At 43.0% G+C, this 19785-nt stretch carries 19 protein-coding genes and 1 pseudogene; 8 read left to right on the top strand and 12 right to left on the bottom strand.

The window, feature by feature from the left end:
• Window positions 1–131 precede the first annotated feature (131 nt).
• From secA to H7J92_RS04945, 8 genes are all read right to left on the bottom strand, one after another.
• Window positions 132–2630, bottom strand: coding sequence for a preprotein translocase subunit SecA (gene secA, locus H7J92_RS04910; RefSeq protein ID WP_078817317.1), 2499 nt, complete (start codon window positions 2628–2630; stop codon window positions 132–134).
• A gap of 669 nt (window positions 2631–3299) precedes the next feature.
• Window positions 3300–3860 carry a ribosome hibernation-promoting factor, HPF/YfiA family gene (gene hpf / locus H7J92_RS04915; RefSeq protein ID WP_009765757.1) on the bottom strand — a complete coding sequence of 187 codons (561 nt, stop codon included), beginning with the start codon at window positions 3858–3860 and terminating at the stop codon, window positions 3300–3302.
• 118 nt (window positions 3861–3978) lie between these two features.
• Entirely contained in the window at window positions 3979–4350 is a 372-nt protein-coding gene (locus H7J92_RS04920) for a PilZ domain-containing protein (protein WP_221835646.1), read from the bottom strand.
• A gap of 68 nt (window positions 4351–4418) precedes the next feature.
• Entirely contained in the window at window positions 4419–4772 is a 354-nt protein-coding gene (gene fliT, locus H7J92_RS04925; RefSeq protein WP_221835648.1) for a flagellar protein FliT, read from the bottom strand.
• Window positions 4769–5170 (bottom strand): flagellar export chaperone FliS, encoded by a 402-nt coding sequence (gene fliS, locus H7J92_RS04930; RefSeq protein WP_221835650.1) that lies wholly within the window; start codon window positions 5168–5170, stop codon window positions 4769–4771. Before fliS ends, fliT begins: the two co-directional genes overlap by 4 nt.
• 35 nt (window positions 5171–5205) lie before the next feature.
• Entirely contained in the window at window positions 5206–6735 is a 1530-nt protein-coding gene (locus H7J92_RS04935; protein WP_221835652.1) for a flagellar hook-associated protein 2, read from the bottom strand.
• 18 nt (window positions 6736–6753) lie between these two features.
• Window positions 6754–7128 carry a flagellar protein FlaG gene (flaG, locus tag H7J92_RS04940; RefSeq protein ID WP_078817312.1) on the bottom strand — a complete coding sequence of 125 codons (375 nt, stop codon included), beginning with the start codon at window positions 7126–7128 and terminating at the stop codon, window positions 6754–6756.
• A 160-nt stretch (window positions 7129–7288) separates the two neighbouring features.
• The gene (locus tag H7J92_RS04945; RefSeq protein WP_221835654.1) at window positions 7289–8761 is read right to left on the bottom strand and encodes a methyl-accepting chemotaxis protein; all 1473 of its coding nucleotides are present in this window, start codon (window positions 8759–8761) and stop codon (window positions 7289–7291) included.
• A 223-nt stretch (window positions 8762–8984) separates the two neighbouring features.
• Between H7J92_RS04945 and H7J92_RS04950 the strand changes: the two genes are divergently transcribed.
• On the top strand, window positions 8985–9737 hold the full coding sequence (locus H7J92_RS04950; RefSeq protein WP_078817310.1) for a DUF2268 domain-containing putative Zn-dependent protease: 753 nt from the start codon (window positions 8985–8987) through the stop codon (window positions 9735–9737).
• A 26-nt stretch (window positions 9738–9763) separates the two neighbouring features.
• Here the strand turns inward: H7J92_RS04950 and H7J92_RS04955 are convergent, their stop codons facing one another.
• Window positions 9764–10030 carry a hypothetical protein gene (locus H7J92_RS04955; protein WP_221835656.1) on the bottom strand — a complete coding sequence of 89 codons (267 nt, stop codon included), beginning with the start codon at window positions 10028–10030 and terminating at the stop codon, window positions 9764–9766.
• A 177-nt stretch (window positions 10031–10207) separates the two neighbouring features.
• On the opposite strand from H7J92_RS04955, the gene H7J92_RS04960 reads away from it, so the two are divergent.
• The 3 genes and pseudogenes from H7J92_RS04960 to H7J92_RS04970 all read left to right on the top strand — a co-directional run bounded on the left by H7J92_RS04960 (window position 10208) and on the right by H7J92_RS04970 (window position 12646).
• Window positions 10208–10324 carry a YjcZ family sporulation protein gene (locus tag H7J92_RS04960; protein ID WP_078817308.1) on the top strand — a complete coding sequence of 39 codons (117 nt, stop codon included), beginning with the start codon at window positions 10208–10210 and terminating at the stop codon, window positions 10322–10324.
• A gap of 114 nt (window positions 10325–10438) precedes the next feature.
• Window positions 10439–10522 (top strand): annotated as a pseudogene (locus tag H7J92_RS18030) (YjcZ family sporulation protein); the annotation flags it as partial.
• A 144-nt stretch (window positions 10523–10666) separates the two neighbouring features.
• A complete protein-coding gene (locus tag H7J92_RS04970) occupies window positions 10667–12646 on the top strand; it encodes a methyl-accepting chemotaxis protein (RefSeq protein WP_221835660.1) in 1980 nt (659 codons plus the stop codon).
• Window positions 12647–12696: 50 nt separating this feature from the next.
• Here H7J92_RS04970 and H7J92_RS04975 read toward each other — a convergent pair whose 3' ends face one another.
• Window positions 12697–13401, bottom strand: coding sequence for a gamma-glutamyl-gamma-aminobutyrate hydrolase family protein (locus tag H7J92_RS04975; protein ID WP_078817305.1), 705 nt, complete (start codon window positions 13399–13401; stop codon window positions 12697–12699).
• Between the two features lie 194 nt (window positions 13402–13595).
• Here H7J92_RS04975 and H7J92_RS04980 point away from each other — a divergent pair, with 194 nt between their 5' ends.
• Window positions 13596–14048, top strand: a complete 453-nt coding sequence (locus tag H7J92_RS04980) for a coiled-coil domain-containing protein (RefSeq protein WP_221835662.1) — start codon at window positions 13596–13598, stop codon at window positions 14046–14048.
• A 106-nt stretch (window positions 14049–14154) separates the two neighbouring features.
• Here the strand turns inward: H7J92_RS04980 and H7J92_RS04985 are convergent, their stop codons facing one another.
• Complete coding sequence (locus tag H7J92_RS04985) at window positions 14155–14733, bottom strand: competence protein ComK (protein ID WP_078817303.1); 579 nt, start codon at window positions 14731–14733, stop codon at window positions 14155–14157.
• 379 nt (window positions 14734–15112) lie between these two features.
• On the opposite strand from H7J92_RS04985, the gene H7J92_RS04990 reads away from it, so the two are divergent.
• From H7J92_RS04990 to H7J92_RS05000, 3 genes are all read left to right on the top strand, one after another.
• A complete protein-coding gene (locus tag H7J92_RS04990) occupies window positions 15113–15616 on the top strand; it encodes a sigma-70 family RNA polymerase sigma factor (protein WP_221835664.1) in 504 nt (167 codons plus the stop codon).
• Window positions 15617–15751: 135 nt separating this feature from the next.
• Window positions 15752–17734, top strand: a complete 1983-nt coding sequence (locus H7J92_RS04995) for a methyl-accepting chemotaxis protein (protein WP_221835673.1) — start codon at window positions 15752–15754, stop codon at window positions 17732–17734.
• Between the two features lie 229 nt (window positions 17735–17963).
• Window positions 17964–19181, top strand: a complete 1218-nt coding sequence (locus H7J92_RS05000) for a benzoate/H(+) symporter BenE family transporter (protein ID WP_078817300.1) — start codon at window positions 17964–17966, stop codon at window positions 19179–19181.
• Between the two features lie 138 nt (window positions 19182–19319).
• Here H7J92_RS05000 and H7J92_RS05005 read toward each other — a convergent pair whose 3' ends face one another.
• A complete protein-coding gene (locus H7J92_RS05005; protein WP_221835675.1) occupies window positions 19320–19754 on the bottom strand; it encodes a hypothetical protein in 435 nt (144 codons plus the stop codon).
• Between the last annotated feature and the right edge of the window lie 31 nt (window positions 19755–19785).

Raw genomic sequence — 19785 nt, forward strand, 5'->3', positions numbered from 1 at the left:
CCTGCGGGGTCTCAAGACGCACGCTGATCCCCAAGGAGTCGCCGCCTTCCACTACAATCAACTGGGCTTTCGCATGTTCATGGAAAACACTCAGCTTCGGAAATAAAATCAATAAATCGCCTTAATTAAAATCACGCTTTGCCGTGGCAGTTTTTATACTTTTTGCCGCTGCCGCATGGACAAGGATCGTTGCGGCCGATGTTGACCGAACGGCGAATCGGTTTTTTGCGTGCCGGTTCGCTGCCTTCTTTCGGGTTGTTCGCTTGCCCTTTTGCTACTTCTTCACGCTCTAGGTTGTTGCGGATTTCTGCTTTCATGACATACTTCGTCGCGTCGTCTTCAATCGCTGTCAGCATATCTTCAAACATCGCAAATCCTTCTGCCTGATATTCACGCAGCGGGTCAGTCTGTCCATACGCACGTAAATGAATTCCGTTTCGAAGCTGATCCATCGCATCTATATGATCCATCCACTTCGTATCAATCGCACGCAGTAAGACGACTTTCTCGAACTCGCGCATGCGGTCTTCAGACATTTCCTGCTCCTTCTCATTATAGCGTGCAATCACCAATTCGTGAATAAATGATTGCAGTTCTTCTTGAGATTTTCCTTGAAGCTCCGCGACCGTAACGGAGTCTTCCGGCAATAGGTTCGCTTCCAGATAATCCTTCAGACCTTTAGCATGTACTGTGTTCTCATCGATATGCAGCGCAACTACACGCTCAATGACCGAATTCAACATCCCTTCAAGTACAGGACGTATATTATCGGAACTTAACACATCATTACGTTCTTTATAGATAACTTCACGTTGCTGACGAAGAACATCATCATACTGCAGCAAACGTTTCCGCGAATCAAAGTTGTTCCCCTCGACTCGTTTTTGCGCAGATTCAACAGAACGCGAAACCATTTTGGATTGAATCGGTGTGGAATCATCCATTCCGAGCTTCGTCATCATCGATTTCATTTGCTCCGAACCGAAGCGGCGCATCAATTCATCTTCGAGTGACAAATAAAATTGTGTCACCCCAGGATCTCCCTGACGTCCGGAACGACCGCGGAGCTGATTATCGATACGTCTTGACTCGTGCCGCTCTGTACCGATGACCGCAAGACCGCCAACTTCTTGAATATGATCGCCCAGTTTAATATCTGTACCACGACCTGCCATGTTTGTCGCAATCGTTACTGCACCTTTTTTACCGGCGTCTAAAATTATTTCTGCTTCGTGTTCATGGTTTTTCGCGTTCAAGACGTTGTGCGGAATACCATACTTTTTCAAGAAAGCAGAAATGATTTCAGATGTTTCGATTGCAACGGTACCGACCAAGACAGGCTGACCTTTTTCGTGACGTTCTTTAATATCTTCCGCCACCGCTTTGTATTTGCCGTCCATCGTTGCAAAGATCAAATCTGGACGGTCGTCACGTGCGATTGGTTTATTCGTAGGAATTGCAATGACGTTCATATTGTAAATATTACGGAACTCTTCTTCTTCCGTTTTTGCAGTACCGGTCATGCCGGAAAGCTTTTCGTACATACGGAAATAGTTCTGGAATGTAATCGTCGCAAGTGTCATCGATTCGTTCTGAACTTCAAGACCTTCTTTTGCCTCTATAGCCTGGTGTAAGCCATCACTGTAGCGACGGCCTTTCATCAAACGTCCGGTGAAGGAGTCAACGATGACAACTTCGCCTTCTTCCACAACGTAGTCTACGTCATTATGCATACTGACATGCGCTTTCAATGACTGATTAATCGCATGGTTCAGCGTGACGTGCTGCAAATCGAACAAGTTGTCGATGCTGAATGCCTTCTCTGCAGCTTCAATACCCGCCTCTGTCAAGACGACACCTTTCGTTGATTCATCAAACGAATAGTCTTCATCTTTTTTCAATGTAATGACGAAACGATTCGCCAGACGATAGAGTTCTTGGGATTTTGCTGCTTGACCGGAAATAATAAGCGGTGTACGGGCTTCATCGACTAAAATGGAGTCAACCTCGTCAATCACCGCAAAATGAAGTGGGCGCTGAACTTTATGTTCATTGTAAAGCACCATATTATCCCGTAAGTAATCAAAACCAAGTTCATTGTTCGTACTATAGGTGACATCGGCTTCATAGGCTTCGCGTTTCTCTTCCTTGCCCATGCTGTTCAAATTCAAGCCGACTTTCATGCCTAAAAATTCATATAGCTGGCCCATTTCGGCTGCGTCACGGCTGGCCAAGTATTCGTTGACTGTCACGACGTGCACACCTTTAGATGTCAGGGCATTTAAATAAACGGCGAGTGTAGAAGTCAGCGTCTTCCCCTCACCGGTCTTCATCTCTGCGATATTGCCTTCATTCAGTGCGGCTGCTCCCATGATTTGAACACGGAATGGATAGAGTCCGAGCACGCGGCGAGCGGCTTCCCGAACGACTGCGAATGCTTCGACTTGCAGGTCCTCAATCGTTTGGCCTTCTTGATAGCGTGTTTTGAATTCGTCGGTTTTTGCTGTCAGTTCATCGTCTGACAATTTTTCCATGTCGGAAGCCAATGCTTCGACTTGGTCTGCTACTTTTTCGAGACGTTTCAAGTCACGTTTGTTCGGATCAAACATTTTATTCAATACGCCAAGCATTTATGTCACATCCTCATAACTTCTTCAATCAAGCAGGTTTGTCCCGCCAGTTGTTCGTTCTGGTAAGTTTTCACTAATACGAATTTGTGTCACACTCCATTTTAGCACTGTCAAAAGCCTGGTGCAAATGGTCCGCCGTATGTATTTTCAGAGGACAGAGTGAGAGTGCTAGGTTGTCCGGGGATTTGCGCTACAGACGGGACGCTTTCCGGAGGGCGTGGCTTGAGCCGCTTCCCTCGCTTCGCTCAGTCCAGGGTCTCAAGACTCACGCTAATCCTCCCGGAGTCGCCCGTCTTCCGCTACAATCCCTACTTTTAAAAGGAAGTATAATGGCTAGTCCATTGTGATTTATAAGGGACAAGGTGTTGCCTTCTAGCGTGATCAAAGTTCAAAAGCTAAATGATTTTGTGCAGTGCTCGCAGGCTTGGTTAGCCGTAAAATTACTTAACACGCTTGAACTCATTTAATAATATATCTAAGTTTTGCAATCTGACATTTAGCTTCTTCTTAAATTTAAGGAAATCACTGTGGACTGGCGAATTGTTCAGTGCAAATCTTTGCCCTGAATCCCGGACCGCTCAACAAGTAATCCTATAAGTTAAGGCTCGGCATAAATCATTATGTATAAATAAAACAAGCCCAGCTTAGCTGGACTTGTTTTATTGTTGATTAGTTTGTTTCGATCAGACCGTAACGGCCGTCTTTTCGTTTGTAGACGATGTTTGTGCCGTCGGATTCTGCATCTGTGAAGATGAAGAAGTTGTGGCCGAGCATGTTCATTTGAAGGATGGCTTCTTCTTGATCCATTGGCTTCAAGTCGAACTGCTTTGTCCGTACTACGTTGAAGTCTTGATCGTCGTCGAGAGATTCTTGTGTGTTGTTACTATCTTCAACAGATTGGAAGAAAGCAGCTACGCCTTCGCGCTCGCGAGATTTTCGGTTGACGCGTGTTTTATATTTACGAATTTGACGCTCGAGCTTATCAACGATCAAGTCAACAGCTGCGTACATATCACTGTGGCGCTCTTCTGCGCGAAGTGTCAAATTCTTCATTGGAATTGTTACTTCCACTTTTGTTTGTTTATCATTATACACTTTCAAGTTAACGTGAGCTGTTGCGTTTGCACCTTCTGTAAAATAACGCTCCAGTTTTTGTATTTTCTTTTCTACGTACTCTCGGATCGCCGGAGTAACCTCGACGTTTTCACCGCGGATATTGAAGTCTAACATATGAACTCCTCCTTTATTTGAACCTTATTAGTATACTTCTTCATAGTACCCTTAAATACCTTCTGCAAACTTGAGAAATTTGCTGAAACTTCAAGAAATTTTGTATAGACCAATGAATTTACTCCAAATGTTTCTCCAGACGCGCACGTTTTTTCAGTTCCTCCACGATTTGCGCATCTACTCGTTGCTCTTCACCGAATTCGAAACCGTATTGAAAACCGTGTTGGACAAACTGCTTCCAGACGACTGCGCCAAGAATTTCGAACCGATGCTGATACAGCATGAACTCCAACTGCAAAGTAAGTTTTTTAGGATGCAGAGGCAAATCGAGGAACGTAAAAAACTTCACGCCGCCCGTGCTAATATCTAGTAACTCGCACTCCCCTTCATTCGACAATTTCTTCTCTTCGTCATCCAACTGAAGTCGAAACTTCGCAGGTAGTTGTGGGTTGAACTCGTATCTAAAATAGTCATGCCGATTATAGCGCATACGCTATTCTCCCTTCTTATTGAATTTCTATGTAAAAAAACCGAAAGAGATGCGCTCTCTTTCGGTTCTTATTGTTTTGTATCGTAATAGGCACCGTCTTGGATCATTTTCCCGTAAGGATTCGTGTAACTATTGATATTTTCTTTCTTTGCTTGGGACTCCGAAATATTTGTGCGGATGTCCTTCATGAAGCGCGCAAGATTCGTTTGCACTTCTTTTTCAAGCTGCATGAGCTCTTGACCAGCATCTCGTTCTTCATCTGTGAATGGTTCTGCAATATGCGGTTGCAATTTTTCACGGTCGTCGAGCAATCCCTCAATCTGCACTATCACTTCATCCCGCTTGGACTCCTCCACATTGTTCGTCAACGTAATCAATTGTAGAGAACGTTCACGCCAAACTGTAATAGCAGCCCGAATCATATTTCATTCACGTTCGCATACTGTTTTGAACGATTGACCTGAATGACCTGCTTCCACGTATCGCGGAATTCCTTGATAATTCCTGAAGCTTCATCGAAAAGAGCCGGGTCATTTTTAATATTACCATCGATGAGACGACTGTTGACAAACTCATACAGCACCAACATATTCTCCGCGACTGGATAAGAAGTATCCAATGTCAACATCAATTCCGTCACAATGGCTTGAGCTTTTTGGATTGCGACATTTTTTTCTTCAAGTTTACCTTCTTCCAGCGCCATTTTCCCTTGTTGAATAAACTTGAGGCATCCGTTGTAAAGCATCAAAGTCAATTCTCCGGGAGTAGAAGTCGTCACCGAGTTGTTTTGATATGCTGCATAAGGATTGTTAATAGCCATGTTACGTCATTCTCCTTTTTTCTTACAAAGTTTCATTACATACCGCCGCCAAATGCATTCATCAACTGTGCAGACTGGGCATTCGCACGCTGGATCGCACGCTCCATCGCGGAGAACTGCTTCCAATAGCGATTTTCCATCATCTTTAATTTATCTTCAAAACGTTCAATTTGTTTGTCGAAACTTTTTAGTGAGCGTCCTAGAGCGAATGTATCATTGACTGCCGTGGTTCTACCTGCTTTTTCCTCAATGGTTTTTTGGGTATCTGTTAACACTTGACGATACTGCCGGGCAATCCCAGAATTATCGCCATCCTCTCGCCCGATCAAGTTGTAAACAAGGTTCGGGTTTTCAGCGATTTTCTCACGTAATGTATCTTCTTTGATGATCAATTTTCCGTTATCTGAATAACTTGTCGATGGTGTGATTCCTAAGTCCTTGAGACTCATTTGAATCTCATTTCCATTCTCATCTTTCATTTTGATTGATGTAGTCATTATGGAACGAAGTTTTGTCAACATGCTAGATATGGCAGGATCATTGCGCAAAGTACCGCTCTTTGCTTTCTCTTCCCACAACTCGATTTCCTTTTCTTTCATGTCTTTCTTCTGTTCATCTGAGAGCGGCGGGAAATCACGATATTTTTTTTCACGGATTGTACTGTTTAGCTTTTCGATCATTTCATTGTAGTCGTTGACGAACTGTACAACAGAGTCGACAATTTTGTCGGAGTCTGCGGATGAACTGAATGTTATTGGGGCATCAGTCTTTTGTTTTAATGTTACTTCAAATCCGTTTATTTGGAATGTATTGGACGCACGTTCTGTTTCAAGTCCATTGAAAGTGAACTTTGCATTTTCACCTGCTGTAGCTATCGCTGTACTGTCTAACGGCTTAAAATTCGGATCAGAACTAGGTGATACTGCGTTAGTAAGTTTTAACGAGCTACCAATGGATCCTTTGATATCTTCTATTTTAATATTTCCTTCGCCACTTTCTTTGGCTGTGACAGAAATTTTTCCTGTGAAGGAGTCATAAAACGCATTTACATTACCTTCTTTGTTTATCTTCTTTAAAACACTATCAATAGTATCAGAAGCTTCAAACTCAATTTGGACTGATTTACCATTTGGTACTCCAATTTTTATTTCGCCGTCTGAACCTCCTAAGTCTGCCAACGTAAGTTCCTTTATTTGCTCATCCGTTAGCTTCGTTCCATCAGGACTTTTCAATGCCCCGCCTTGCAAAGTAGCCTGCTTAGCTAACTGCTTCACTTCCAAAGTCCCTGAAAAATCACTAGAAGCATTCAACGACTTAATACTGACTGCCTTATCGTCTGAGACGTTTACATTTTTTTGTAAATAGTTACCTTCCTTAATAACCGTATCAAACAACTTATCACTTTGTTTTCTTAAATCCCGGTTCACACTACGATAATCATCCATCTGCCACTGCGTATATGCTTTCTTCTGTGTAATTTTATCAAGCGGGATCCGGTGTGCTTTCATCATGTCTCTGATGATTGTTTCTGTATCCATACCGGATGCTAATCCACCAATTCTCATTTACTTCACACCTTTTCTTTAAATTTTTCGGTCTACCAATAATCCGACGAATTCTTTCATTGAGGCGTACATGTCCATCAATTTCTTTGGTGGGATTTCACGCACGATTTCATCCGTCTGGGAATCTACGATTGTTACATAGTATTCATTTAGTTTATCATGAAATTTAAATCGCAGCTGCGTATTGACGCTTTCGAGGAACTTATTCATACCGTCTGTCAGCTGCTTTGCATCACTTTTTGAAAGTTCTTTCCGCTCTTCAGGAGGCGGTTGTTGCCTGGTATCTTTAATTGGCTGTACTTCTGTAACTGGTCTTTCGGTTTCAATGGACGCACTATCATAGGATGACTGTACTGGTTGAGGCGTGGATCCACTGCCTATTCGGCTAACCATACATGGAACCCCCCGTCTTTAAATCAACATTCGTTATTACTAGTATCGGTTTTAAACTAAAGATGTTGAGCCAAACAAATGAAATTCTTCCCACCGTCTGAATTTAAAAGATCCGCCATTCTCTCATTGTAGGAGTGGCGGATCTTTGTAGTATCGAAATTCATATCCTAAGCTGTACAGCTTCTTCATGCGTTTCCTGAATATACTTTGCTATTTGTTCCTGCTCGTTCGTCAGCTCTGTCAGCGTGGCGTTCATTTCTTCGATCGCCGCCGTACTTTCTTGGATGATCGACGCAAATTCCACTGTACGTTCAGAGACTGTTTCACTGCTCTTTGCGATGTCTTCGAAGTCATCCATGAATGCATGTAAGGCGTTTTGCAATGTCGTCATCGTGCCGAACAGTTCAGTGAATGATGCATTGGAGCGATCTGCAACTTTCACTTGTTCGGCGACTTGTCTCAAGCCGTCCTGCAGCTTGCCTACTGATAATTCATTGAATGTATTTACTTCGGATAAATTCAGATCAATTTTCTTCAACGTTCCGTCGGTCAACCCAGCGAGCTTTCGAATCTCGTCCGCAACGACTGCAAAGCCTTTTCCTTTCTCGCCCGCTCGCGCTGCTTCAATACTGGCGTTCAAGGCAAGCAAATTGGTCTGTTCCGTAATTTCCTTGATCGTGCCTGCAAATGTATTCGTTTCCTTGATTTTGTCAGAAAGCACCTTAAATGTTTCATCCAGTTCCTCAAAGAATTCGGAAAAACGGTCAATCTGTTGTTTTAGTTCACTAATTTGATGCGTTCCTTCTTCTGCTTTCAGGCCTGCTTCGTCTGTCTGTATCGCTAATTCACCCATCTGTCCCGAAATGCGCGTCACAGAACTATGTGTATTCTCTGTACTCTCAGCAATTTCCATTATATGATCGGCTTGATTTTGGCTGGAGGCGCTCACTTCATTAATCGCAACCAACATTTCGCGCTGAGATGATACGGAAGTCTCGGAGCTAACTTGAAGCTGGCCCAGATTGCTGGTGATTTTTTCAACCGCTTGATCTAGTTTTTGTGCCAACTGCTCTTCTTTGCGCATCTTTTCCGCTGTCAATTCGGCATATTCTTCGACTTGCTTAAAATTGCGTGCGTTTTGGCGCACGACCAAGAGCAATATCACTCCACCTAAGAAATGAAGCAATACGAGGTTACTTCCGCTCGCCGCCACCAATTCTGGCTCAACAAAACGCGCATTATTCAACAGCAATGCAATCAAACTCAACACATATCCAAATGCCATAATACCCATCTTACCGTGAATGCCCCCCAGCACAAGCAGCAAAATGATAATACCAATTGACCCTAAATTCGCTTCGGAAAAATAAATGACTCCAACCGCAATCGCAAAATTCATCAGTATCAAAAAGTAAGGCAAATATTTCGTGATCAGTTCATGCTTAGTGAACAAAAAATAAAAATACAGCATAGCTGCTATCGCAAATGGTATGGCCACCGATAAAATAATCTCCATAGCCGATTGCTGAATAAACTGTGCGATCAGCCCCAGCCCCGCTGCAATCCCAAAACCTAACCCCATAATTTTGTTCTTCTGTATCCAGTCCTCTCGCTTTACCTGTTCAATATCCATCATACATCCCCTTTCACTATACCAGTATAATTGGCAACATAGTAATATTAAGGTAGCATGAATGAATGGCCATTCATATAATTCCGATGGCCTATCTTATACTTTATAGTGCTCATTTCCATTCTCCGAAGGGTCTTAGGATCTATATGAAGTTTTCCTTTAACGTTTGATAACTTCTTAACCTACTACATAAGATTAGGTAAAATAGAGAAAGGAGGGTTCAATGTCAAACCCTGATACAAACCAATGGCTACTGGAGTGTTATGAGCGCCCTATCGAACTCTGTCGAAAGTTGACAAGCTATTTTAAAGGTGCTACCGCAGGCCAAATCTATGACCATCTGACGTTTCATGGTCTCTACAGCTATCCTACCAAACCAGCTAAACAAGTCGTTTCAGAACTTCAGCGATTACAAGCTTGGGATATTGTCCAAAAAGAAATCAAACTGCTCCGTAAGGAATGGCAAGGTCCTCAAATCCCTACTTTCATTCTCCCAGCTCATTCCACAAAATCCGGTTTAGCATTCAATGATAAATTATTCATCTTTCTTCCTCCTGATTGTAGCGAGTCTGAGATCAAAGCTGTCGTTACGCATGAATATCATCATGTTTGTCGACTTTCAAGGTTTTTTCAGAACGAATCCGATTATACGCTACTAGATGCCATCGTATTGGAAGGTCTTGCAGAGCATGCGGTCCGTGAACGACTCGGGAGTCAATTGGTAGCAGGCTGGACAAATTGGTATACGGCCAGTCAGTTGGAAGAATTTTGGGAGACATTGTTTTTTCCGAACCGTCAGCTGCCAAAATCGTCATGGGCGCATGAGCATCTAGTGAATGGTACGGCTGGCAATCCACGCATGGCAGGTTACGCAGTCGGTTATTTTTTAGTAGGGAGGTATATGAAATCTTCAGGGCTTACAACGGCTGGTTTACTTGGTGTTTCGGCAGAACAAATGGTAAAGAAGCTGTCGTAACCCACGACAGCTTCCTCCCTTACTTCTTACCAGAAAAACAAGGACAATAAAGCAATGCCCGCAATCGCACCTAACGCAATTCGTTGATATCCGCCATAGCCATATCCTCTTATACCAAAACCGCCATAACCAAAGCCGCCCAATCCACGAGGTCTACCGATCGGCTCGATTACAACTTGCCGTCGATCTACTTCTCGAATATAGCCACGATAAACACCGCCATCCTTCGTCTGAACCGTAACTGCTCTGCCATGATATCGCTGACACATTTCGTAAAATCCACAACTCGACATCTTTTCACCCCCTCAGTCACTCCTATACACAGCGTATGCCATTAAAAGGCATACGTCTGATCCATCCGTACATGATGGGTTCCAAAATAAACATCCTAAATTCTTTTGAGAAGCCAAGACACTCTGAAAATTTCTGCATACGATAAGGATAGTTCCACATTTGGAGGTGAAGTAACTATGGGTGAGTCAGTTGGAGGAGCAGGTTACAACGGTGGTTTCGGTTTCGCAATGATCGTTGTGTTATTTATCTTATTGATCATTGTCGGCGCAGGGTTTATGGGATACGGCTGTTAATAATTTCTAAATGAAACGGAAAAGGTGGTGAATAAAATGTTCGGATTCGGTGGATATGGATGCGGCGGTGGCGGTGGCTATGGCGGCGGTGGTAATGTTGGCGGAGCCGGCTGCGGCGGATATGGCGCAGGTCGTGGATTTGCATTGATTGTCGTATTATTTATCCTTCTCATTATCGTTGGCGCTGCTTGCCTATAAAATGGAGAAGGAGTAATGGTTTGTCAGCCCGTCGATTTTTACGACGGGTTTTTTATATTTTATTCATTCGACAAATTAAGACACTCATATTTCAACCGATAATACTAGTGTTCTATTTAAAGAGCAGGAAGGAAGGAACACTACTTGTTTAGATCTATTAAAATTAAAATCATTCTAATGGTCATGGCCCTCTTCATTGTCGGTATTTTCTTGATGACATTCATGACGAATGATCAGGCAAAGAAACAATCTATCGCGAATGCAGTAGAATCCAGCAACACGATTGCAAACGAAATAAGCTTTGGTATATATAGCTTTTTGGACAACTTTGAAAATGGTTTGAATTTACTTGCGGCTACGGACGCCATCACTTCTTTCACAGGGAAAACTGGCGGGACGACTGAAGTTGATCTTGAATCGGCGTTGGAAGACTTTTTAGCAGTCTATCCTGATACATCGTCTATTTTTTATTCATTGGCCTCAAATTCCACAATCATAAAACCAAATGCTGATTTAACAGATTTCGTTGCCTCCGAGAGATCATGGTACAAACTAGCAACCGAAAACCCAGAAGAAGCCCAATGGTCTGCCCCTTATCTCGATCATGCAACAGGCAATTTCGTCATTACTGTTTCAAGAGCAATTACCAAGAATGGAAAAGTGGCTGGAGTTATCGGCTTAGATATTGACTTGGCGGCGCTGACCGACGAAATTTCCAGCAAAGACATCGGTTATGGCGGCTATCCAGTTTTACTGGATCAACAAGGACTAGCCATCATTCATCCGTCAAAAATTGGGGAAGATTTAAGTACCTTGTCTTACTTCAATGAAATGTTTGATCACGAAAGTGGTGTAGTCACATTTACAGATGAAGATGGAAAAGCGCAACGCAATATTTATACAACATTGCCTGATTTCAATTGGAAAGTAGGGACGGTCTACGAAGAAAATGCACTCAATAGTCTAGCTCACTCTCTCCGAAACTCCATGTTGATCATCGCACTCATTACGCTGGCAATCACATTTACCGGCCTGTTCATCGCAATCGGCCGTATGCTCAAACCTATCGAAATAATTAAAGAAACGATGGCGACAGTTTCTACAGGTGACTTGACTGTCCGTTCCGATATCAAAACAAATGATGAAATCGGCGAACTCGGTCAAGACTTCAATCAAATGGTAGAGAATATGAACGATATTATTTCAGTCGTCCGCACCTCCGCAGAAAATGTCCGCGTCAATTCGGAAAGCCTGAGTGCTGTGTCCGAAGAAACCAATGCCGCAAGCACGGAAGTCGCCCAAGCAGTCAATGAAATTGCAGAAGGTGCAGCCAAATCAGCGGAAGATGCAGAAATCGTAACGGAACGCACCGATTTGCTCAGCCATGAAATCAATGAAATTATCGTAAAGGCAGATACAATGAAGGACATCGCGAGAAAAACAGGTATCCAGAACGCCAATGGCCAGGAGCAGATGAATGCACTGAATCGTTCATTCGCAACAACCGGGACGACTTTGGAAACAATGACTAAAGATATTTCTTCATTATCTGGAAAAGTACAAGCAATCGGAAGTGTCATGGAAACAATCATGAACATTTCCGCGCAGACTAATTTATTGGCATTGAACGCCAGTATTGAAGCGGCAAGAGCGGGAGAACACGGCAAAGGATTTGCTGTGGTAGCCGAAGAAGTACGAAAGCTTGCTGAACAATCCGCTCGTGCAACGGATGACGTTAAAGTGACCATTGAAGAACTACAGGAAGACTCAAGAATCGTCTCGGAACAAATGAAAGAAACAATCGACACGTTCCGCGAGCAAGGATTGGTCGTACAAGGCACTGAGGAAACCTTCAAGGAACTCTCCTCTCTGATGGATGACATGCACGATTCCATTGACACCGTGACAGAGGAAATTGATTTAATAGCCGCTCATAAAGACGAAGTGACATTGACGATCCAGACGATGTCCGCTACATCTGAAGAAACAGCAGCGGCTTGTGAAGAAGTAAGTGCTTCATCACAGGAACAGCTACGCGCCATCCAATCTGTCACGGATGCGGCCGAAACACTGACTGAACTGAGCGAGAAACTGACTGAAGTCATAGAACAATTTAAAGTTTAACCGAATGCAAAAAGGGCTTGTCCATCGACAAGTCCTTTTGGTTTTCCCTCTTATGCTTGACTCGATGCTTCGATAAAATGCTTGAATAAGTTTAGCGACGTCGGATCATCACGATTCATGAGCGCTTCAGGATGCCATTGCACGCTCATGACAAAACGATGTTCTGTACTTTCAAGTGCCTCGATCACGCCATCTTTTGCCACAGCCGTTACCACTAAAGGCGCTTCAACCTCATTCACCGCCTGATGATGCAACGAATTCACTTGGATCTCTGAAGTCCCTGCAAATCCTGCCAATTTACTATCGTCAATGATATCAATGGAATGTGTCGCAAACTCACGATCTGCCTGCTGCTTATGCTGAACCAATTCAGCAGACAACTCAGAATAAATATGCTGATGAAGCGTTCCTCCAAACGACACATTCAAAACTTGATGGCCGCGGCAAATCCCGAGTACCGGCTTATCCTTTTCTGTCATACATTTAGCCAGCGCAAGTTCCATCTCATCACGTTCCGGCGACAATTTGCCAACCTCCTGGTGTGGCTCTTCTCCGTAGACGAGCGGATTGACGTCCTCCCCGCCCGTCAAAAGCAAACCATCCAAACGACCGCAAATTTCATCTATATCTTCCAATCCTGCCGGCAAGACGACGGGCAAACCACCTGCACGCAAAATTGCCCGGCTGTAATTTGACTGTACCAACGTCTCTCCATTTTGATCCAAATCTGAAGTAATCCCAATCAACGGCTTCATCCCTTGCACTCTCCTTTTAATATACTGCTGCTTCACAGTGAAAAAAAGACACTATCTAACTTGTTACCCTTTTCTAGAGTAACTTAACCCGATTTGCAAACATCTATTTTTCATCTTCCTAACGTTCAGAAGGAGGATACCTTTCGACAAACTTCCATGTTATAATAAATGCACTATAATAGGAGGTGAGCAAAATGAGCGAAGTATTACTACGAGAAATCCTTTCTGAAATCAGTGGTATTAAAAAAGAGATGTCTGGAATGAAGCAAGAAATCTCTGGTTTCAAACAAGAGATATCTGCAATGAAGCAAGATATTTCAGACTTTAAACAAGAGATATCTGGTATTAAGCAAGATGTTTCAGGCTTCAAACAAGAGTTATCTGGTATTAAGCAAGATGTTTCAGGCATCAAACAAGAGTTATCTGGAATGAAGCAAGATGTTTCAGGCATCAAACAAGAGTTATCTGGAATGAAGCAAGATATTCAATTCCTCAAAGACGAACAAGCCCAGATCAAGCAGGCTGTCCTGGAAACGAATGAACGCGTCAAACAATTGACAGACAGACAAGACAACCAGCACGCCATCATCGATATCCTCTCCAGCCGTTCCATTGAACACGAAGCGTTATTAAAGCGAGTACATTAAATTATTCCACACACTCTTTTTTCGTAAAGTCCCCAAGTGAATGTTTCCAAAATTGCAAAGGGCGTTCCGCCAATTATGGGGAACGCTATTCCTTATGTCGGTTTCTTTAACTTTCCGAGACATCAAAGTTTCGTTTTTTGGCATCTTTTGAAATCGAGTATGTCACACCGTTTGCTTGTTCGTAATATGCATGCTGACGTATCCTTCCCTCTATTATGAGTTTCAGCATACCTGCACGCTGATATCTTCTTTCGAATGAATGGAGACTAAGAGGAATCGTGACGGAAGATCCGTCGGTCAAAATCACTTTTGTATGCCCTTTATCCACTTTCACATATTTGTAAATATGACCGAGGGATAGCCAAATACAGTCATCGCTGGAAGGTGACTTGGTCGGAAACCAATACAGTTTCAACCGTTCATTGACCACGACCGGCGGCATGCTGATTTTCTCTCCTAATATTGACTTGGATCCATCGAAAGCTCCCCGTAAACTGGAGCCAAAATAGCGTAAGCTTAGGTCCACCATATTTGTCGGGCTCATATCTACAGAAACAAATTGACCGTCTATCAGCACTTTGGCACATAACTTCCCTGCAGAGTCGTAGTGTGGAAAAATCACACTTGTCCTCGGTGTAATCACAGTTTCTTTGTTACTTTCCATTCCCACCATCTCCCTTTTCATCCTATTATGCCCCCCAAAAAAGACATACTATCAACGAATCTTTATTCTTCCGCCAATTCCGTCTACATAAATTAGATCTATCCTCTCCCTGTCTTTTCACCTATTGTATACTACAGTAATCTTTTCGTCTATCTAATTTTCCCATTTTTCTGATTTTATTGTTAATAGAGTGAGAACATTATCATTTTTTCCTCTTTTTCTGTAATTACCCAACTATTTTTGTTTCTGTGAGCAACCTTTGAAATCTTTCTACAGTATTTCAAAGTTCTGCCTTAGACAAAGCTGAAAAATAGGGATTCGATTTTCAAACCCAAACTTCCTATGATGAATGCACCCAGGGAATACAAGGTGTCGTGCACGACCTGAAGAGGTCGCTTTCATGAATTCATTTGATGAAGTATTGGCGCAATACGAGCCGATGATTTCGGCAGTCATTCGTAAGTTGAATATCTATCGTGATTTTGAACAGTACCGCCAAGCTGGACGTGTGGCATTATGGCAAGCGTGGGAACGGTTTGATGAAAGCAAAGGAAACTTCACTCCATTTGCCTATCGATCAATTTACGGAGCTTTGCTCGATGAAATAAAACGGGAAAATCGCTTTAGCGCGGTAAATACGTCGGTAGAAACAGAAACGATAGAATTGCTAGGGGGCACGGTTCCCTTCTCTACACACGCGGAAGAGATACATGCCGGTTTGAGTACTGTTGTTAAAGCATTGACGATGGAAGAGCGACAGTTGCTTAACATGCTGTTCGTAGAAAAAACATCACAAACAGAGTGCGCTGAGTTTTTCGGGATTTCAATCGCAGGTGTGAAAAAACGCCGGGAACGGCTTCTTCGGAAACTGAAACAGCGATTGTTGGAATTAGCGAGCGATTGAACCCCCTATACACCTATCTGAATAGTGTTTGATTTGCATATCGTCTTAAAACTAAGCTAAATAACTTGCACAGATTGACGATAATGTAATGAGGACTATAAACGCGACAGCAACCTAGAAAGGACTGATTCTCTCTTGTTTCGATCAATTAAAACTAAATTACTTTTCACTGTTATGATTCTATTTATTCTCGGAATTTCGCTGATGACTTATTTCACGACCAATCAAGCGAAAAAACATTCCATTGCGGACGCACTGGATTCAAGTGACGCGATTGTGAATGAAATGGGTTTTGGGGTGAATCAATTCTTGCAGAAATATGAAACCGGCCTCAATTTACTGGCGACTTCCGACTCCATTGCGCTTTTCAAACGAGCGGAAGATTCTCAAAAAGCCGGAAAGGAAATGGAAGACAAACTAGATGAGTTCCTGTCCATTTATCCGGAAACATCGGCTGCATACTACTCATCCACAACACGCGATTCATTCATCATGCCTTATGCTGACCTGTCCGACTATGAGCCTGAAACTCGTCCTTGGTTCAGCCTCGCGATAGAGAATCCCGACGCTATCCAGTGGATTGAGCCCTATGAAGACGACCAAACCGGCGAGCTTGTCATCTCCGTTTCAAAAGCGATTCGGGATAACGGCAAAGTAGTAGGTGTCGTAGGTCTCGATATTCAATTAGGAACGTTGACCGATGAAATCACCAATCGGGAAATCGGCTATAACGGGTTTCCTATCTTGCTCGACGGAAAAGGCACAGCAATTTCATATCCTTCCGAAACCGGTAACGACTTGAGCCAACTTTCATATGTCGGCAAATTGTACGAATCGGAAAATGGAATTGTCACCTATAAAGATGAAGACGGAGTGGCAAAACGAATCATTTTCACGACGCTCCCTGACGTCAACTGGAAGGTAGGAGCAGTCTATGAAGAACGCGAACTGAACAGCTTGGCGAACAATTTACGAAATTCCACGCTGCTCTTCGCCCTGCTAACACTGTTCGTCATATTTGCTGCACTTTTTGTAACGGTCAGCCGAACAACTAGACCGATCGGAAAGATCAAATCCGTCATGGACTCCGTATCTTCCGGCGATTTAACCGTCCGTTCTGAAATGACAGCAACCGATGAAATCAGTAGCCTAGGCAAAGACTTCAATCATATGCTCGATCAAATGAACGACATCATTCGTGTAGTTCGCACTTCAGCCGATGATGTCCGATCCAATTCGGAAAGCTTGAGCGCCGTTGCAGAAGAGACAAGCGCGGCAAGCACAGAAGTCGCACATGCCATTTATGAGATTGCGGAAGGAGCATCTAAATCTGCTGAAGATGCTGAAATGGTCACAGAACGCACTGAATTGCTCGGACAGCAAATCAACGAAATTACCGATAACGCAGCATCAATGTTGCAGATTGCTGAACAGACAGGCATTAAAAATGCCAGCGGACAGGAACAGATGGCAGCTTTGAAACAGTCATTCGAAACATCCGGCGCCACTTTGCGTACAATGACACAGCAAACGCAAACACTCGGCGAGAAAGTAAACGCAATCGGAAATGTCATGGAAACGATCATGAATATTTCCAAACAAACCAATTTATTAGCCTTAAATGCCAGCATTGAAGCAGCACGGGCCGGAGAACATGGAAAAGGATTCGCGGTAGTGGCGGAAGAAGTACGCACGCTCGCCGAACAAACCGCCAAATCGACAGAAAACGTCGGCATGACAATCTATGAACTGCAAGAAGAATCGACAATGGTTGCCAATCAATTAAGCAAAACCGTCGACACATTCAACCAGCAAGGAATTGTTGTCGGAGAGACTGAAGCGACATTCCAAGAACTCTCTGCACTAATGACCGACATGCAACAAAGCATCCACACCGTCACAAAAGAAACCGAACAGATTGCAACTCATAAAGACGAAGTAATGTGGACCATCCAAACAATGACCGCCACTTCCCAGGAAACTGCTGCGGCATGTGAAGAAGTGAGCGCTTCGTCTGAAGAACAGCTGCGTGCTATTCAAGCGGTAACAGATGCAGCAGAAACTTTGACTGATTTGAGCGAACGATTACAGGAGGCGATTGAACGGTTTACTGTTTGATTTTCCTAATGAACGTGAAAGAACCATCTAGTTGTAATATGGCTAGATGGTTCTTTTCGTTTTACATTAAAATTTTAGCGCTAACAGGTACGTGTTTTAATTGGACGCTCAACTAGTATCACACGGAAACAATCACAGCAATTGAGACTCGCCATTTAAGTATCCGCAATACTTAGAATTTTGGTGTATATTACTAGTAAGGATTCTAATAGATGGGGGCGGTGTGAATATGAAAGCAACTGTTTTACTCAATAATTTGAAAGACTTGCGAAAAAACATGAATGTCAACACATTCAGCGCCGGCCTGGTTGCAGCGATTTTCGGATGTACAGGCCCTGCTTTAATTATTATTGGGGGCGCGTCAAGTGGCGGCTTGACGTATGAGGAGACCATTAGCTGGATCTTTGCTATTTACTTCTTTAGTGGATTGCTCGGTATCTTTCTTTCATTAAAATATCGACAACCTATCGTGGGTGCCCATTCGATCGCCGGAGCGGTATTGGTTGTCGGGGCTTTGACCCATTTTACAATGCGGGAAGCAATTGGCGCTTACTTAGTCGCCCATATTCTGATCATCCTTCTAGGTGCATCGGGTTTAATTGATAAAGTGATGAGATGGATACCCATTCCGATTGTGATGGGAATGATTGTTGGGGTGATGATCCGCTTTGCAACAGATATGATAACATCATTAACTGTTTCGCCAATACTCGCAGGCTCAGCTATTTTGGTTTATTTACTATCCACACGCTTTCTTAAAAAGTTTCCACCTGTACTATCTGCATTGCTGGTTACTGTTTTACTGGCCATCTTTATGAATGAATTTCAGTTTCAAAATGCTCAAAGCTTATTCATACTTCCAAAATTCTTCATACCTACTTTTAGTCTTGATGCCGTGTTATCAATAGGTGTTCCACTTGCATTGCTTATCATCTGTACTGAAAATGCTCAAGCATCAGGGGTATTAATGGCACAAGGTTATAAACCGCCGAATAACGCGATGGCGATGAATGGTTCAATCGTTGGTCTAATCGCCGCCTTTTTCGGTGGACATGCAATCAATATAGCAGGTCCTATGACAGCGATTTGTTCTGCCGAAGAGGTAGGCACCAAAGAGAGTCGGTATGCGGCAGCGGTTGTCAGTGGAGGGTTATTTTCTATTTTCGGGTTGTTTGCAGCTGCAGTCGTGCCACTGGTAATTGCTATGCCTGGTGTAATTGTCAGTGTGATTGCGGGCCTTGCGATGCTTGGAGTTCTTATTACTTCCCTTAAGACAGCCTTTTCAGCAAATAAATTTCAAATGGGTGCGTTTTTTGCTTTGATTATCGGAATGTCGGATGTGAGTTTCTTTAATATTAGTGCGCCTTTGTGGGCGATTATCGGGAGTTTATTTGTTTCTTTTCTGGTGGAGAGGGAGCATTTTGCAAGGAATAAAAGGGAGGCTTAGCTGGTTAGATAAAGAAAGGGCTAATCGTGAATTCGATCACCGCTCCCTCGTTGTTAGATAGTGTCTAGCAACGAAGGGTAGTTCATTTATCGACTATAAGATTTAAGTTATGAAGTGAAAACAAGCGCTATTCGAACACTAAAACCACCAATCACCAACTTTCACAAAAATATTTGCCAAAACAACGAGCGACAATAGCGTAACCAGCATGTATTTCAAGAAAACGAATATTAAAGGCCAAAGCTCACTCATCGAATTCACCTGACCGAACCACCTTTTTTCTCCGCATTCTTCACAAAACAGACGCTGCTGTGTACGTGTAACGTTGACTTTCGCAAGCCCGCTTTGGACACTTCCGCCAATTTCCCGCTTCATTGTAAAATGATCAAGCCAAGTAGTTTCAGAAAGCTTTTTTTGTTTGCTGTGCGGACATTCCACAGATTGATATTTAAAATAGAAATTGTCGTAAATTCCTTTGCGTTTCAATTCTTTTTTATAGAATTTCCGGACACTTACCATCATAAAAATGAGCGATAGAATAATAGTTGTTATGAAAATAATAAGTGGAGCCATCACAAATCATCCTTTATTTTGATTGATTGGT

The organism is Sporosarcina aquimarina (genome assembly GCF_019748715.1).
Classification (GTDB): domain Bacteria; phylum Bacillota; class Bacilli; order Bacillales_A; family Planococcaceae; genus Sporosarcina; species Sporosarcina newyorkensis.